The sequence below is a fragment of the Brevundimonas staleyi genome (genome assembly GCF_041893865.1).
Classification (GTDB): Bacteria; Pseudomonadota; Alphaproteobacteria; order Caulobacterales; family Caulobacteraceae; genus Brevundimonas; species Brevundimonas staleyi.
In genome coordinates this window covers 1,337,501-1,351,782 of the sequence record NZ_CP169082.1, presented here as the reverse complement: position 1 = coordinate 1,351,782, position 14,282 = coordinate 1,337,501, and the positions used below count along the sequence as shown (strand labels likewise).

Annotated in this window: 8 protein-coding genes, 1 tRNA gene and 2 rRNA genes (1 of these 11 cut by a window edge); 6 read left to right on the top strand and 5 right to left on the bottom strand. The window is 66.3% G+C overall.

Translation table 11 applies throughout. The features are described from left to right. Nucleotides 1-95: 95 nt before the first annotated feature. Together ACETK8_RS06800 and ACETK8_RS06795 are read left to right on the top strand one after the other, a co-directional pair. Complete coding sequence (locus ACETK8_RS06800) at nt 96-1,940, top strand: ATP-binding protein (RefSeq protein WP_374038750.1); 1,845 nt, start codon at nt 96-98, stop codon at nt 1,938-1,940. After that, on the top strand, nt 1,937-3,292 hold the full coding sequence (locus tag ACETK8_RS06795) for a sigma-54-dependent transcriptional regulator (RefSeq protein WP_374038749.1): 1,356 nt from the start codon (nt 1,937-1,939) through the stop codon (nt 3,290-3,292). Before ACETK8_RS06800 ends, ACETK8_RS06795 begins: the two co-directional genes overlap by 4 nt. On the opposite strand, the gene ACETK8_RS06790 is transcribed toward ACETK8_RS06795, so the two are convergent. Continuing rightward, entirely contained in the window at nt 3,289-3,927 is a 639-nt protein-coding gene (locus ACETK8_RS06790) for a DUF2306 domain-containing protein (RefSeq protein ID WP_374038748.1), read from the bottom strand. The two genes, ACETK8_RS06795 and ACETK8_RS06790, sit on opposite strands and share 4 nt — an antisense overlap. Before the next feature lie 88 nt (nt 3,928-4,015). Here ACETK8_RS06790 and ACETK8_RS06785 point away from each other — a divergent pair, with 88 nt between their 5' ends. Continuing rightward, entirely contained in the window at nt 4,016-4,810 is a 795-nt protein-coding gene (locus ACETK8_RS06785; protein WP_374038747.1) for a LytTR family DNA-binding domain-containing protein, read from the top strand. On the opposite strand, the gene ACETK8_RS06780 is transcribed toward ACETK8_RS06785, so the two are convergent. Beyond that, the gene (locus ACETK8_RS06780) at nt 4,807-6,423 is read right to left on the bottom strand and encodes an FAD-dependent oxidoreductase (protein WP_374038746.1); all 1,617 of its coding nucleotides are present in this window, start codon (nt 6,421-6,423) and stop codon (nt 4,807-4,809) included. The two genes, ACETK8_RS06785 and ACETK8_RS06780, sit on opposite strands and share 4 nt — an antisense overlap. A 161-nt stretch (nt 6,424-6,584) precedes the next feature. On the opposite strand from ACETK8_RS06780, the gene ACETK8_RS06775 reads away from it, so the two are divergent. The 3 genes from ACETK8_RS06775 (at nt 6,585) to manD (ending at nt 12,179) form a co-directional block, all read left to right on the top strand. Next, a complete protein-coding gene (locus ACETK8_RS06775; protein WP_374038745.1) occupies nt 6,585-7,682 on the top strand; it encodes an alginate lyase family protein in 1,098 nt (365 codons plus the stop codon). Between the two features lie 95 nt (nt 7,683-7,777). Next, entirely contained in the window at nt 7,778-10,831 is a 3,054-nt protein-coding gene (locus tag ACETK8_RS06770; RefSeq protein ID WP_374038744.1) for a TonB-dependent receptor, read from the top strand. A 130-nt stretch (nt 10,832-10,961) separates the two neighbouring features. Continuing rightward, nucleotides 10,962-12,179 carry a D-mannonate dehydratase ManD gene (gene manD / locus ACETK8_RS06765; protein WP_374039363.1) on the top strand — a complete coding sequence of 406 codons (1,218 nt, stop codon included), beginning with the start codon at nt 10,962-10,964 and terminating at the stop codon, nt 12,177-12,179. Between the two features lie 177 nt (nt 12,180-12,356). On the opposite strand, the gene ACETK8_RS06760 is transcribed toward manD, so the two are convergent. From ACETK8_RS06760 to ACETK8_RS06750, 3 genes are all read right to left on the bottom strand, one after another. Further along, nucleotides 12,357-12,433 (bottom strand) — tRNA-Met (locus ACETK8_RS06760). Nucleotides 12,434-12,532: 99 nt separating this feature from the next. After that, nucleotides 12,533-12,647: ribosomal RNA gene (gene rrf / locus ACETK8_RS06755) — 5S ribosomal RNA — on the bottom strand. A gap of 76 nt (nt 12,648-12,723) precedes the next feature. Then, nucleotides 12,724-14,282: ribosomal RNA gene (locus ACETK8_RS06750) — 23S ribosomal RNA — on the bottom strand; it runs 1,217 nt beyond the window's last position.

Below are 14,282 nucleotides of genomic sequence, written 5' to 3'. Positions count from 1 at the left end.
GATTTCGTTGATGTTGGTCGAAGCCGCCACGATCAATGTCCGATATTTCAGCCTCACAGGTGGCCAAACTGTGCGGATTTCCGCATAGTCGAAGGATGTTCGCACACGGCCTCCATCGACTCGGCGAACGGGTCTCAAGCCGGTCCGCGCGGCCGTGGATCGCCCTGGTCTGCGGCTGGGCGATCATCGCCGTTCTGGGCATGGCGGCGGCCGGCGAGATCGCACGACAGGATGCGCGGGCCGACCTGGCGCGGCAGGCGGATGCGGCCGCCGCCCTGCACGCCGCCGTGCTGCGAAGCGAGCTGGAGAAGCACCGCTCCCTGCCCGTCGTCCTGTCCCAGGACCCGGAGGTCGTGGCCCTTCTGTCCGGCGTCGCAAGCGGGGACGCCGACTTGGTCAGCGCCAAGCTGGAGACCGTGGCGAACCAGACGCGGGCGGCGGCCATCTATGTGCTGGACCGGAACGGCGTGGCCCGCGCGGCGAGCAACTGGCGCCAGCCCACCAGTTTCGTCGGCTCCGACTACGCCTTCCGACCTTATTTCCGGGGGGCCGTGCAGGAGGGTGAAGCGGAGTTCTTCGCGCTCGGCACCGTCAGCGGACGGCCCGGCCTCTATCTGGCCCGGCGTATCGGAAGCGCCGCCGCGCCCGTCGGCGTCGTGGTGGTCAAGGTGGAGTTCGACGCTCTGGAAGCCGACTGGCGCAGCTCCGGCGAGCCCGCCTATGTCACCGACAGTCGCGGCGTCGTCCTGGTGACCAGCGTGCCGGAATGGCGATTCCGCCGCAGCCGCACCCTGACGCCGGCCGAGCGCGAGGCGATCCTGGCCGACCAGACCCTGAGCGGTCAGGCGCTCGCCCCCCTGCCCTTCGACAGCGAGACGGCGGGCGCGGGCCGGGTCGTGCGAACCGCCGTCGGGGGACCCGCCAGCGACTGGATCCTGTCGCAGACGGAGACGGACACGCCCGGCTGGACCCTGCATCTGCTGGACCCCATCGGCGGGACCATCGTCGCCAATGTCTGGAGCGCGCGGGCCGTCGCGGGCCTCCTCGCGACCCTGCTGGCCGTCGGCGCCGGGGTGGTGCTGCGGCGACGTCAGCAGGCCATGGCCAAGGCCGTCGCGGAGGAACAGGCGCGGGCCGAGCTGGAACGCCGCATCGACGACCGGACCAAGGAGCTGCGCGCCGCCAACGGCAAGCTCAGCCGCGAGATGGACGAACGCCGCCGCGCCGAGGCCAGCCGCGAGGTCCTGCGGGAGGAACTGGTCCAGGCCAACAAGCTGGCGACCCTGGGCCAGATCGCGGCCGGGGTGGCGCACGAGATCAACCAGCCCGTCGCCGCCATCCGCACCCACGCCGACACGGCCAACGCCTATCTGGATCGCGACGACCCGGAGGCCGCGCGGCGCAGCCTGGGTCGCGTCGCCGAACTGACCGGGCGGATCGGGGTCATCACCGATGAGCTGCGCGCCTTTTCGCGCAAGAGCACCCAGGGCGTCTCGGCCGTCTCTCCCGCCGCCGCCATCGACGGAGCGCTGCTGCTGATCGGCGGCCGACTGCGCGAAGGCGGGGTGGAACTGGTCCGCACCGGCGACGCCGAGCTGAAGGTCCAGGCCGAGCCGATCCGGCTGGAGCAGGTCGTGGTGAACCTCGTCCAGAACGCCTTCGAGGCCATGACCGAGGCGGGCACCTCCGACCCAACCCTGACCATCGATGTCGCGAAGAAAGGCCGCCGGATCGAAATCGTCGTCGGCGACAACGGCCCCGGCGTCGACGCGGCGGTCGCGGCCAATCTGTTCACCCCCTTCGTCACGACCAAGTCGGCGGGACTGGGCTTGGGTCTCGTCATCTGCCGCGACATCGTCGCCGGGTTCGGCGGGGAGCTGAGCCTGCGACCCGCCCCGACCGGCGCCCAGTTCGTCATTTCCCTGAAGCCCGCCGCATGAACTTCTCCCGCCCCCGCTCGGTCGTCCTGATCGACGACGACGACGACTTCCGGAACGCCCTTCTGGAGCGTCTCCAGCTCGAGGATCTGGAGGTGCAGGCCTTCGCCTCGGCGGAAGGCGCGCTGAAGGTCCTGACCGCCGACTATCCCGGCGTGGTCGTGTCCGACCTGCGGATGCCGGGCCTGGATGGGCGCGGTCTGCTGACGCGGCTGCAGGCGCTGGATGAAGGTCTGCCCGTCGTGATGATCACGGGCCACGGCGACATCGCCGACGCGGTCGATGCCTTGCGGAACGGCGCCTATGACTTCGTGGCCAAGCCGTTCGACTTCGGACGACTGGCCGACAGTCTGAACCGGGCGCTGGAGAAGCGGGGGCTTGTGCTGGACAACCGCGCCCTGTCGGCGGCGGTGTCGCGCGTGACGCCGGACCTGCCGCTCCTGGGCTCGAGCCCGGCCATCGCCCGGCTGCGGACCGTCATCGAACAGGTCGCCGACGCCGGCATGGACGTGCTGATCGAGGGCGAGACCGGGGTCGGCAAGGAGGTCGTCGCGCGGTCGCTCCACAACAGCGGGCGGCGGCGGGTCCATCCCTTCGTGCCGGTCAACTGCGGCGCCCTGCCCGCCGGTCTGATCGAGAGCGAGATGTTCGGCCATGAGCCGGGCGCCTTTCCGGGCGCGGTGAAGCGGCGCGTCGGCCTGATCGAACAGAGCCATCGCGGCACACTGTTCCTGGACGAAATCGAGACTATGCCGATGTCGGCCCAGATCGCCCTGCTGCGCGTCGTCGAGCAGCGGGAGATCCAGCCGCTGGGCGCCGCTGGGCCGCGCCAGCTGGACCTGAGAATTCTGGCCTCATCGAAGACCGATCTCGCCCTCGCCGTCGCGCAGGGGCAGTTCCGCGAGGATCTCTACTACCGGCTCAACGTCCTGAAACTGCGGGTGCCGCCGCTCAGGGAACGGCGCGAGGACGTGCCCCTGCTGTTCGCCCACTTCCTCGCGCGGGCGTCGGGCGAGCACCGGACGACGCCGCCGCCGATGAGCACGTCCGTGCGCCGGACCCTGATGGAGCACGACTGGCCGGGCAATGTGCGGGAGCTGGCCCATTTCGCCGAGCGGGTCGCCATGGACATCGACGCGCCCTCCGGTCTGGGTTCCGGTGAAGAGGCGGGCGCGGGCCTGGTCGACCGGCTGGAGCGGTTCGAGAAGGCGGTGCTTGAGGAAGCCTTGCATCGCCACGTCGGAGATATCGTGGCCATCACGGAGGCCCTGCGGATCCCCCGAAAGACGCTCTACGACAAGTTCCGGCGCCACAACCTGCGCCCCGGCGACTTCCGCGCCCGCGAGGCCGGCTAGGCGCGTGGGACGACCCCAGTCCGGCTGAGCCAGAGCTCGGCGACCATCAGGTTCGGGACCCAGGCGAGGAAGGAGATCGCCTGATACCAGGGCAGGAAGGGCAGGTCGGAAATCTCGACCAGAGGCAGGTAGATCCGCAGGGTCACGGCCGCCAGCGTCAGGGCCCATGACCGGATCATCCAGCGACGATGCTCGACGAACCGCCGCTGCATGGCCGCGCGCCAGCCCAGGCCGGTGAAGCCGATCCACAGGACCGCCAGACTGGCGAACCCGGCGGTGGCGATGGGGCCTGCGAAGGATCCGAACGAGAGGATCAGTCCCGCCCCGCCTCCGACCAGACAGCCCGCGACATAGACCCGCCCCATCCAGCGGTGGGGCCGGCCGGCGCGACGCAGGCCCGGCAGGAACTGGAAGGAGCCGACCAGCAGGGCGATCACGGCGCCGCCGATGTGGACGACCAGCCAGGGCACGCCGACCGGATTGCCCAGCGCCTGTTCCGGCGTCTGGGGCGGGTTCAACAGATAGCGCGCCGAATAGGCGGCGATCCCCAGACACAGGATGACGCCCACGCCCCAACCGATCCTCGCGGACAGGGACAGGGGGCGGTTCAGGGATGTGTGAAGACTGGCGGTCATGGGCAGGCCCCTCGGTTGCGGTTTCGCCGGACGCCATTGCGGGCCGGATCGAGGCTCGCTAGGCCCGGCTTCGCGAACGGCGCCGAAGATGCGCGAACGGGGCGGCATGGGCGGACAGACGAAATCGGAGGGCGGGACGGAGACCCTGAGACGGTGGGGCGTCGATCTCGCCGTCCTGATCGCCATCGGCTGGCTGATGGGGTTCCTCGGGCCGTTCGCGTCCGACGAACTCCCGGCGTTCAAACGTCATCTCTACTGGATGATCTGCATGGTCGGCGGCGGGCTGATCGGCATCGTGGCCGATGAGCTGCTGGTTCGACGCCTGCCCGGGGTCTGGGTCCGGACCGCTGTCGCGTCGATGGCGATGACGCCGGTGGTGACCCTGTTCGTCCTGAGCACCGAACACCTGCTGGCCGGGGCGCCGTTCCGGTGGTCCAGCTATGGGTTCCTGTTCTTGCAGGTCCTGCCGATCCTGGCGGCGGTGATGGTGGTGCGCGCCCTGATGTGGCGACGGGCGCCGGTGCGGGTCGAGACGCGCACCGTCATCGCCCCTCCCCTGCCCGAGGCGGAAGCCGCCTTCCGGCGTCGGCTCTCGGCGAAACGACGGGGGGCGCGGCTGATCGCGATCGAAGCGCACGACCACTATCTGAAGGTCCACACCGACGCGGGCGAGGAGATGATCACCCTGCGCTTCGCCGACGCCCTGGCGGAGCTGAGCCAGGCGCACGGCTGGCGCGTGCATCGCTCCTGGTGGGTGGCGGCCGATGCGGTCGAGGCCGTGCGCTGGCGGCGCGGCGTCGGCGAAATCCGCCTCGTCGGCGGCCTGACCGCGCCGGTCAGCCGGACCCGCGCGCCGGTGCTGAAGGCGGCCGGCTGGTTCTAGTCGTTCAGGTGGCTCCAGACCTTGGAGATGACCACAGAACCCTCGCCGACGGAGGACGCGACCCGCTTGACCGACCCGGCCCGCACGTCGCCGACCGCGAAGATGCCGGGCTCGGACGTCGCATAGGGCGAGGCGGCGCCGGCGGCATCCCCGGTCAGGACGAAGCCCTTGTCGTCCAGGGCCACGAGGCCGGACAGCCAGGCGGTATTGGGTTCCGCCCCGACCATGACGAACAGGGCGCAGGTCTCCACCTCGCGCTCGCCGCCGTCGGCGCGATTGCGGATGGTGACGGTCTCCAGCTTCGTCGCGCCGGCGACGGCGACGACCTCTGACTCATACTCGATGGTGATGCGCGGATCGGCCTCCAGACGGCTGGAGAGATAGCTGGACATGGAGGCGGCCAGAGATTTGCCGCGCACGATCAGATGCACACGATCCGCCGAGCGGCTCAGATACATGGCCGCCTGGCCGGCGGAGTTGCCGCCGCCGATGATGACGGCGGTCGTTTCACGGCAGTAGCGGGCCTCGTTCTCGGTGGCCGCGTAATAGACCCCCGCCCCTTCGAACTCGCCGAGTTGCCGGATCGGCAGGCGCTTGTACTGGACCCCCGTCGCGACCACGACCGCCCCGGCCGAGACCCGGCGGCCGTTGCCGAAGACGGCGCAGAATCGGCCGTTCTCCTGATGCTCCAGCGAGACGACGCGACGAGGCATCAGGAACCGCGTGCCGAACTTCATGGCCTGGACCTCGCCGCGCCAGACCAGGTCCGCGCCCGAAATGCCCGTGGGAAAGCCCATGTAGTTCTCGATCCGGCTCGACGTGCCCGCCTGTCCGCCGATGGCCGTGTCCTCGACCAGCAGGGCGCTCAGCCCCTCGGCCCCGGCATAGACGGCGGCGGCCACGCCGGCCGGGCCGCCCCCGACGATCAGCACGTCGAACGGGGCGTCGTCGTCCAGGTCGTAGTTGACCCCCAGCAGACGGGCGACCTTGTCGGGCGTCGGATCCTGAACCACCTGGCCGCGCCCGAAGATGACGGCGGGCGTGTCGGGAGAGATTTCACAGCTGGTCGCCACCTCCTGCGCCTCCGCGCTGCCCGTCTCGTAGGAGGCGTAGGGCAACCGGTTGCGGCTGGCGAAATCGGCGATGCGGTGCACGTCGCGGTCCTGATCCTCGCCGATCAGGACCAGCGGGCTGAACCGGGTCTCCAACTGCTTGCGGCGACGCGCGGCCAGGACGGTGATGACGATGTCCGACATCTCCGGGATCTCCGACATCAGGCGCAGCATGGCCGGACGCGGCACCTCCAGCACCTGGGTCGTCCGGACGGCGCGCATGGGCATGGACCAGGTCCCGCCGTTCAGGAAGGAGATCTCGCCCATGAATTGGGACGGCCCCAGGGTGGAGGTGGTCGCCCGCTCGTCGGAGAAGGGGTTCACCACCTCGATCTCGCCGTCCAGCAGATAGACGAAGCGGTCCACCACATCGCCCGGCTGCACCAGGACGGCGCCGGCCTCATAGGTCACCACCTCGCCGACCGCCCGCATCGTCTCGACATGCGCCGGGGTCAGCGGCGTGCGCTGCATTTCCTCAAGATCGCGGCCGATGGTTTCCAAGCGTTTGTCCTCCGCAATCCGCGTCATCTGTATCGCATTGGAGAAGGTCCGCGCGCTCTCCATTTCTATCGTCGCTCATTGGCCGGCTCAATCGGTAAGGCCGATTGACCGAGCGGTCAGGCCGAAATAGCGTCGATCACCGGAGTGAGGGGAGACGCACGATGAGAACTGGTCTGACGACCTTGGCGGTCGCCCTCCTTTTAGCGACCCCGGCCCCGGCCCAGGACTATGCGATCTTCGGTCCCGAGGTCGGTTCGGCCTTGGCGTCTGTCAGGGCGACGGACGACGGACAGGCCGTGATCGCGGCGGCCGATGCGGCCCTGACGCGCACGCCCGGCCCGCTGCCGGTGGTGCATACCGAAGGGACCCTGCCCGGTCAGGGAATCCGCGACGAGAGCCTGGCGGCGCGGCGCGACCTGCCGGCGATGCTGGATTTCGCCCTCGCCTGGCGGATGACCGGAGAGCGGAAATATCTGGAGGCGACCGACCGGTTCCTGAAGGCCTGGGCCGAGGTCTACATCGTCTCCTTGAACCCGATCGACGAGACCAATTTCGACGCCCTGATCCTGGCCTACGACCTGACCGAGGCGGATCTGCCGACGGAGACGCGGGCGGCCATGGACGGCTTCCTGCGCAATCTGGCCGGCGGATACCTCGACGAGATGGATGGAGCGCCGAAGCATTTCTATACCAACTGGCAGAGCCACCGGATCAAGATCGCGGCGATGGCCTCGTTCCAGCTCGGAGACCCGCGCCTGATCGAGCGGACCTTCGAGGACTACCAGAAACATGTGGCGTCGAATGTGCTGGCCGAGGGGACGGTGTTCGACTTCTACGAACGCGACGCCATCCACTACGTCCTCTACAACGTCGATCCCATGATGATGGCGGGGCTGACGGCCCGGGCGCACGGGCTGGACTGGTTCGACTGGAAGAACGCGTCCGGGACCGGGGTGTCGTCGGTGATCGACTGGCTGATCCCCTATGTCGAGGGCGAGAAGACCCATCAGGAGTTCGTCCATTCCCGCATCGCGTTCGACGCCCAGCGCCTCGCGGCCGGCCAGACGGAATACGCCGGACCATGGCGACCCGAGCGAGCCGTCAACACCCTGAACCTCGCCAGCCTGCTGGACGATCGCTATGCGCCGCCGTTGGAGGCGCTTCTGACGACCACCGAGCGACGCCCGGCCATGTGGATCCGGCTGTACCGCGCGGTTCGTCCCGCGCCCCAGACCCGCCCGGTCGCCACCGCCCACTGATCGTCAGGCCAATTCTAAAACTGGCTTGACCAATTCAAAGAACGGCGTAGTTTCCGTTCTCAGCCGTCGACAGAGAACGGCATGGGGTTGGAAACATGATCAGAGAACGGACGCTCCTTCTGGGGGCAGTGAGCGCGCTCGCGCTGGGCGGATCCATCGTCGGCGCCGGCGCGGCCGTGGCGCAGACCAGCGCGACGACGCAGACCCAGGACGACACCGTCGAGGAGGTGGTCGTCACCGGCTTCCGCGGCGCCTACGCCAGCGCCCTGGCGACCAAGCGGAACTCCGACCAGATCACCGACTCAATCTCCTCGGACGGCCTCGGCCGCTTCCCAGACCTGAACGTGGGCGAAGCCATCCAGCGCTTGCCGGGCATCCAGATCAACCGTGAGGCGGACAGCCGCAACGCCACCATCAGCCTGCGCGGCCTGCCCGGCTCCTTCGCGCGGACGACGCTGAACGGGTCGGGCTTCGCCGATCCGATTCTGTCGACCTCGACCAACATGGGTTCGACGCCGCTGGGCGCGTTCAACTCCGACATCTTCTCGGGCATCACCATCATCAAGTCGCCCGACGCCTCGAACGTCGCGGGCGGCCTGTCGGGCATCATCGACCTGCGGATCGCGCCGGCCCTGTCGCGCAACGACGGCGGCTTCGTGAAGGCGGCCTATGAATACAACGAGCTGGGAGACCAGGGCTCGCCCTCCTACACGGTCGGCTACAGCACCCACCTGACCGATGATTTCGCGGTCTTCGGCACCCTGGCCTTCAAGGAAGAGAATTTCCGCCGCGACTCGATCTCGGTGAACAGCTGGGCCAACCGGCTGGGCTCGATCCAGGTCGGAAACCAAGGCGTGCCGGGGACCAACCCCATCTATGACGCCCTGATCGCCCAGTATCCGGGCGGGGTCTACTACCCCAGCCAGATGCGCCAGTTCGTGCGCCAGAACCGGGGCGACGTCTTCACCGGCGCGGCCGGGTTCGAGTGGCAGGCGACGGACGAGGTCCGCTTCGGCCTGACCGGTTTCTACACCAAGCGTCAGCTGGATCAGGGGACCAACCACCTTCTCTACATCGAGAACGGCGCCGGCCAGAACACCAACACGGCCCTGGTCGCGACCTCGGCGGTGACCCACTTCACCAGCCTGGGCACGCCCTATGTGGCGGCGGACGGTCGGGCCTACATCAACAGCTTCTCGTCCGAGAACGCCCAGACCTTCGATTCCATCCGGTCCGAGCCGGTGACCCAGATGGTCTGGGCCATCAACCCGACCGTGACCTTCGAGAACGACGAGTGGCATGCCACGCTGGAGGGCACGATCTCGCGCGCCGAGGCCCGATCCGACCAGATCGAGCTGGACATCGTCCAGAACGCCTATCGCAACCTGGGCTCGGCAGGCCTGAACGGCATCACCGCGTCGGTCTTCACCGGCGGCAACGACCTGTCGCGCTTCCGCATCAATCTGAACACGCCGAACGCCACCCACATTCCGGCCGGGGGCTACACGATCCCCGTGGCCGCCAACTCGGTGACCCAGGTGGGCGCGGTCATGCCCGGCCAGCTGGCGACCGTCGCGGGCGACCGCTTCGGCGTCACCGGCACCAACGGTCAGGCCCTGACCGAGCTGGACGCGGTCCAGTTCGATCTGACGCGCACGCTCAACGGATCGTTCCTGTCCTCCATCACGGGCGGCCTGCGGTTCGAGACCACCTCCTTCGCGTCCAGCGGTTCGCGCAACAGCGCCATGGGCATCAACATGGCCGGCCTGACCCAAGGCGTGTCGGAGGTGAACCCCTATGTCGGCGACTTCTTCGGCGGTCAGGCGGGGGGTTACACCTCCAACTGGCGCAACGTGGACGTGGCCCGGACCCTGGCCGCCATTCTGCCGGTCAACACGGCCCTGCGCAGCGCGACGAACCCGAACGGGGTGACGAACCAGTTCCTGCTGGACCCGGCGACCGGCGTCTTCCTGACCACCTATGGTCTGGTGAACAACTACTGGGATCCGAACTACTGGAACAACAACTTCACCAACTCCAACGACACCTTCTCCGCCTACGGGATGGCCAAGTTCGACACCGAGGTGTTCGGTTTCCGCGCCCAGGGCAATATCGGTCTGCGGTATGAGAAGCTGGATACGTCCATCGTCGCCCTGGATTGCCAGGGATGTTCGTCGGTGCGGGCGACGGCCGCCGGCGCGGTGAACCACTTCGTCACCGAGCGGACTTACGGCTCTTCGAACGACTACTGGCTGCCGTCGGCCATGGCCAAGATCGACCTGACGGACGATCTGGTGCTGCGCGCCGCCTACTACCGCACCTATGTGCGTCCCCAGCCACGTGACAACGTGCCGATCACCTCGGTGCTGACGCCCGATCCGGCGGTGGTGAACTCGCCCTACACGATCACCATCGGGGCCACAAATCTGTCGCCCTATACCTCCGACGCCTACGACCTGGCGCTGGAATGGTACAACCGGCCGGGCGGCGTGTTCGCCATCTCCCTCTATCAGAAGGACGTGGAGGGCTATATCGGGCCGATCGTCGATCCGACCCGCCTCTGCCCCTCCAACGGCCTAATCAACGGCGTCGACTTCGGGCTTGGCCCGCTGACCATCTCGGGCACCAACTGTCTGACCGCGTCGGGCGTGCAGGTTCAGGCCAGCGGCAGCACCAACCAGGATCCGATCACGGTGCGGGGCGCCGAACTGGCGGTTCAGCAGAACCTGGACTTCCTGCCCGGCTGGCTGTCCCACTTCGGCGGCGCGGCCAACTTCACCTACATCGACATCGAGGGCACGACGGGCGCCGGCGTCCCGATCACCCTGCCCAGCGTGTCGCGCAAGAACCTGAACCTGATCGGCTACTATGAGACCGACCGGTATGGCATCCGCCTCACCTACAATTGGCGCGGCGATTACGATCTGGCGGCAGGCAACAGCTTCGTCGGCGACGCTCGCACGGTGAAGTCGCGGTCCCAGCTGGACGCCTCGGCCTCCTACAACCTGACCGACCGGATCACGATCTCGGCGGACGCGTTCAACCTGACCGACGCGACCCGGTCGGAGTATCAGGGTGACCCGATGCTGCCGCGCCGGATGGATTACGACGGACGGACCTACCAACTGACGGTGCGCGCGACCTTCTAGAGCGAACTCCCCCGAAACTGCGCATGGAGGGCGGCTTCGGTCGCCCTCCCCCTTTTCTCCCTGATTAGTTTTCTTGCCGGACTGGCTGATGAATTTCCACGACACCAAAGCCAGCCTCTCGGGCCACGCCATGCAGATCGAGCCGATCGCGCGCGTCCAGGTCTTCGTGACCTGTCCCGGGCGCAATTTCGTCACCCTGAAGATCACGACCGAGAGCGGCGTCACGGGTCTGGGCGACGCCACCCTGAACGGCCGCGAGATGGCGGTCGTCGCCTATCTGGAAGAGCATGTCGCCCCGCTGCTGATCGGCCGCGACGCCCACCGGATCGAGGACACGTGGAACACCCTGCATCGCGGCGCCTACTGGCGCGGCGGGCCGGTGGACATGACGGCCCTGGCCGCCGTCGACGTCGCCCTGTGGGACATCAAGGCCAAGCTGGCGGGGTTGCCTCTGTACCAGCTGCTCGGCGGGGCCAGCCGCAGCGGCGTCACCGTCTATGGCCACGCCAACGGCGAGACCATCGAAGACACGATCGCCGAGGCGAAGAAATACGTCGCCATGGGCTACAAGGCCGTTCGGCTGCAGTCCGGCGTGCCGGGCATGGCCTCCACCTACGGCGTCTCCAAGGACAAGATGTTCTACGAGCCGGCGGACGGCGCCCTGCCGACCGAGAACACCTGGTCGACCTCCCTCTATCTGAACCACGCGCCAAAGCTGTTCCAGGCCGCGCGCGAGGCCCTGGGCTGGGACATCGAACTGCTGCACGACGTGCATCACCGGCTGACGCCGATCCAGGCCGCGCGCCTGGGTAAGGCGCTGGAGCCCTATAACCTGTTCTGGCTGGAGGACGCGGTCCCGGCCGACAATCAGGCCGCCTTCCGCATCGTTCGCCAGCATACGACGACGCCACTGGCCGTCGGCGAGGTCTTCTCCTCCATCTGGTCCTGCAAGACCCTGATCGAGGAAGGGCTGATCGACTACATCCGCGCCACCGTGGTCCATGCGGGCGGCATTACCCATCTGAGGAAGATCGCGGCCCTGGCCGATATCCATCATGTGAAGACCGGCTGTCACGGCGCCACCGACCTGTCGCCGGTAACCATGGCCGCGGCGCTTCATTTCGGCCTGTCGGTGTCGAACTTCGGCCTGCAGGAATACATGCGGCATACGCCTGAGACTGACGCCGTCTTCCCCCACGCCTACAGCTTCGCCGACGGCATGATGCACCCAGGCGAGGCTCCGGGTCTGGGCGTGGAGCTTGATGAGGGTCTGGCGGCGACCTTCCCGTACAAGCGCGCCTATCTGCCGGTGAACCGGCTGGAGGATGGGACGGCGTTCTACTGGTAGGCGGCCTGGACGCGCATCATCGCCAAGCCGCGCGCGGGTATCCCGAAGTCCTGGGCGCGTTCGCCCTGGATAGCCAAGGCCACCTTGCGGGGCTGCTGCGGATCTCTGGGGCGGCGACAGCCGAGCCCCAGATGCACGAAAGCCCCGCCGTTTCGGGTCGGGGCTTTTTGTGGTGTTTGGGTGCGGGAGCAGGATTTGAACCTGCGACCTTCAGGTTATGAGCCTGACGAGCTACCGGGCTGCTCCATCCCGCGGCAAACGGTAGTGCGAAGGAAGAATGTTCGAGAGGCGGGCTCAAGTCGCGCGAAGCGCGATAGCCCAACGTGACACTAATCCTTATATCCGCTTGGTAGACCCGGCGGCGACCTACTCTCCCATGCCTTGAGACATAGTACCATCGGCTCTGGAGGGCTTAACGACCGAGTTCGGGATGGGATCGGGTGGGGAACCTCCGACATAGCCACCAGGTCAACCAAGCGGATGTAAGGACTAGCGAGAAGACATTGTCGTGTTCTGACGAAGATCGAATGAGTTTATCTGAGAAACGATCAAGCCGATCGGATTATTAGTACCAGTAAGCTTCATGCGTCGCCGCACTTCCACACCTGGCCTATCAACGTGGTAGTCTTCCACGATCCTCAGCGAAGCCTTGTTTTGAGGTTAGTTTCCCGCTTAGATGCTTTCAGCGGTTATCTATTCCATACTTAGCTACCCTGCTGCACAGCTGGCGCCATGACAGGTACACCAGAGGTATGTCCATCCCGGTCCTCTCGTACTAGGGACAGATCCTCTCAAGCTTCGAACACCCACGGCAGATAGGGACCAAACTGTCTCACGACGTTCTGAACCCAGCTCACGTACCACTTTAATCGGCGAACAGCCGAACCCTTGGGACCTGCTCCAGCCCCAGGATGTGATGAGCCGACATCGAGGTGCCAAACTTTGCCGTCGATATGGACTCTTGGGCAAAATCAGCCTGTTATCCCTAGAGTACCTTTTATCCGTTGAGCGATGGCCCTTCCACGCGGGACCACCGGATCACTATGGCCGACTTTCGTCTCTGCTCGACTTGTCAGTCTCGCAGTCAGGCGGGCTTATGCCATTGCACTCGACGACCGATTTCCGACCGGTCTGAGCCCACCATCGCGCGCCTCCGTTACACTTTAGGAGGCGACCGCCCCAGTCAAACTACCCACCACGCCATGTCCCGGGACCGGATAACGGCCCTCGGTTAGACGTCAACGACAGTAAGGGTGGTATTTCAAGGATGGCTCCACCGGTGCTGGCGCCCCGGTTTCATAGCCTCCCACCTATCCTACACATACGGTCGCTAACGCCAAGGCGAAGCTATAGTAAAGGTTCATAGGGTCTTTCCGTCTGACCGCGGGAACCCCGCATCTTCACGGGGAATTCAATTTCACTGAGCCTATGCTGGAGACAGTGGGGAAGTCGTTACGCCATTCGTGCAGGTCGGAACTTACCCGACAAGGAATTTCGCTACCTTAGGACCGTTATAGTTACGGCCGCCGTTTACCTGGGCTTCAGTTCGACGCTTTCACATCTCCCTTTAACCTTCAGGCACCGGGCAGGCGTCAGACCCTATACGTCGCATTGCTGCTTCGCAGAGCCCTGTGTTTTTGCTAAACAGTCGCTACCCCCTGGCTTGTGCCACTCTGCAGAGGTTGCCCTTAGCAGAGTCACGCTTATTCCGAAGTTACGCGTGCAATTTGCCGAGTTCCTTCAGCATAGTTCTCTCAAACGCCTTGGTATGCTCTACCTGACCACCTGTGTCGGTTTCGGGTACGGTCTCTGCTGGAGTTATTTCCAGGGACAACTTCCCTGCCAGGACAATCCAATAAGCCCTGACAAGTTGCGCCATCCGTCACTTCCAGCTGGTGCAGGAATATTTACCTGCTTCCCATCGACTACGCTTTTCAGCCTCGCCTTAGGGGCCGACTAACCCTGCGCAGATTAGCTTTACGCAGGAACCCTTGGTCTTTCGGCGGGAGTGTCTCTCACACTCCTATCGTTACTCATGTCAGCATTCTCACTTCCGATACCTCCAGCCAGGCTCACGCCTGACCTTCACCGGCTTACGGAACG

Excerpts from the sequence above, each read along its gene's own strand:
- ACETK8_RS06800 (WP_374038750.1), top strand. The coding sequence starts at position 96 with ATGTTCGCACACGGCCTCCATCGACTCGGCGAACGGGTCTCAAGCCGG.
- ACETK8_RS06795 (WP_374038749.1), top strand. The coding sequence starts at position 1,937 with ATGAACTTCTCCCGCCCCCGCTCGGTCGTCCTGATCGACGACGACGAC.
- ACETK8_RS06790 (WP_374038748.1), bottom strand. The coding sequence starts at position 3,927 with ATGACCGCCAGTCTTCACACATCCCTGAACCGCCCCCTGTCCCTGTCC.
- ACETK8_RS06785 (WP_374038747.1), top strand. The coding sequence starts at position 4,016 with ATGCGCGAACGGGGCGGCATGGGCGGACAGACGAAATCGGAGGGCGGG.
- ACETK8_RS06775 (WP_374038745.1), top strand. The coding sequence starts at position 6,585 with ATGAGAACTGGTCTGACGACCTTGGCGGTCGCCCTCCTTTTAGCGACC.
- ACETK8_RS06770 (WP_374038744.1), top strand. The coding sequence starts at position 7,778 with ATGATCAGAGAACGGACGCTCCTTCTGGGGGCAGTGAGCGCGCTCGCG.
- manD (WP_374039363.1), top strand. The coding sequence starts at position 10,962 with ATGCAGATCGAGCCGATCGCGCGCGTCCAGGTCTTCGTGACCTGTCCC.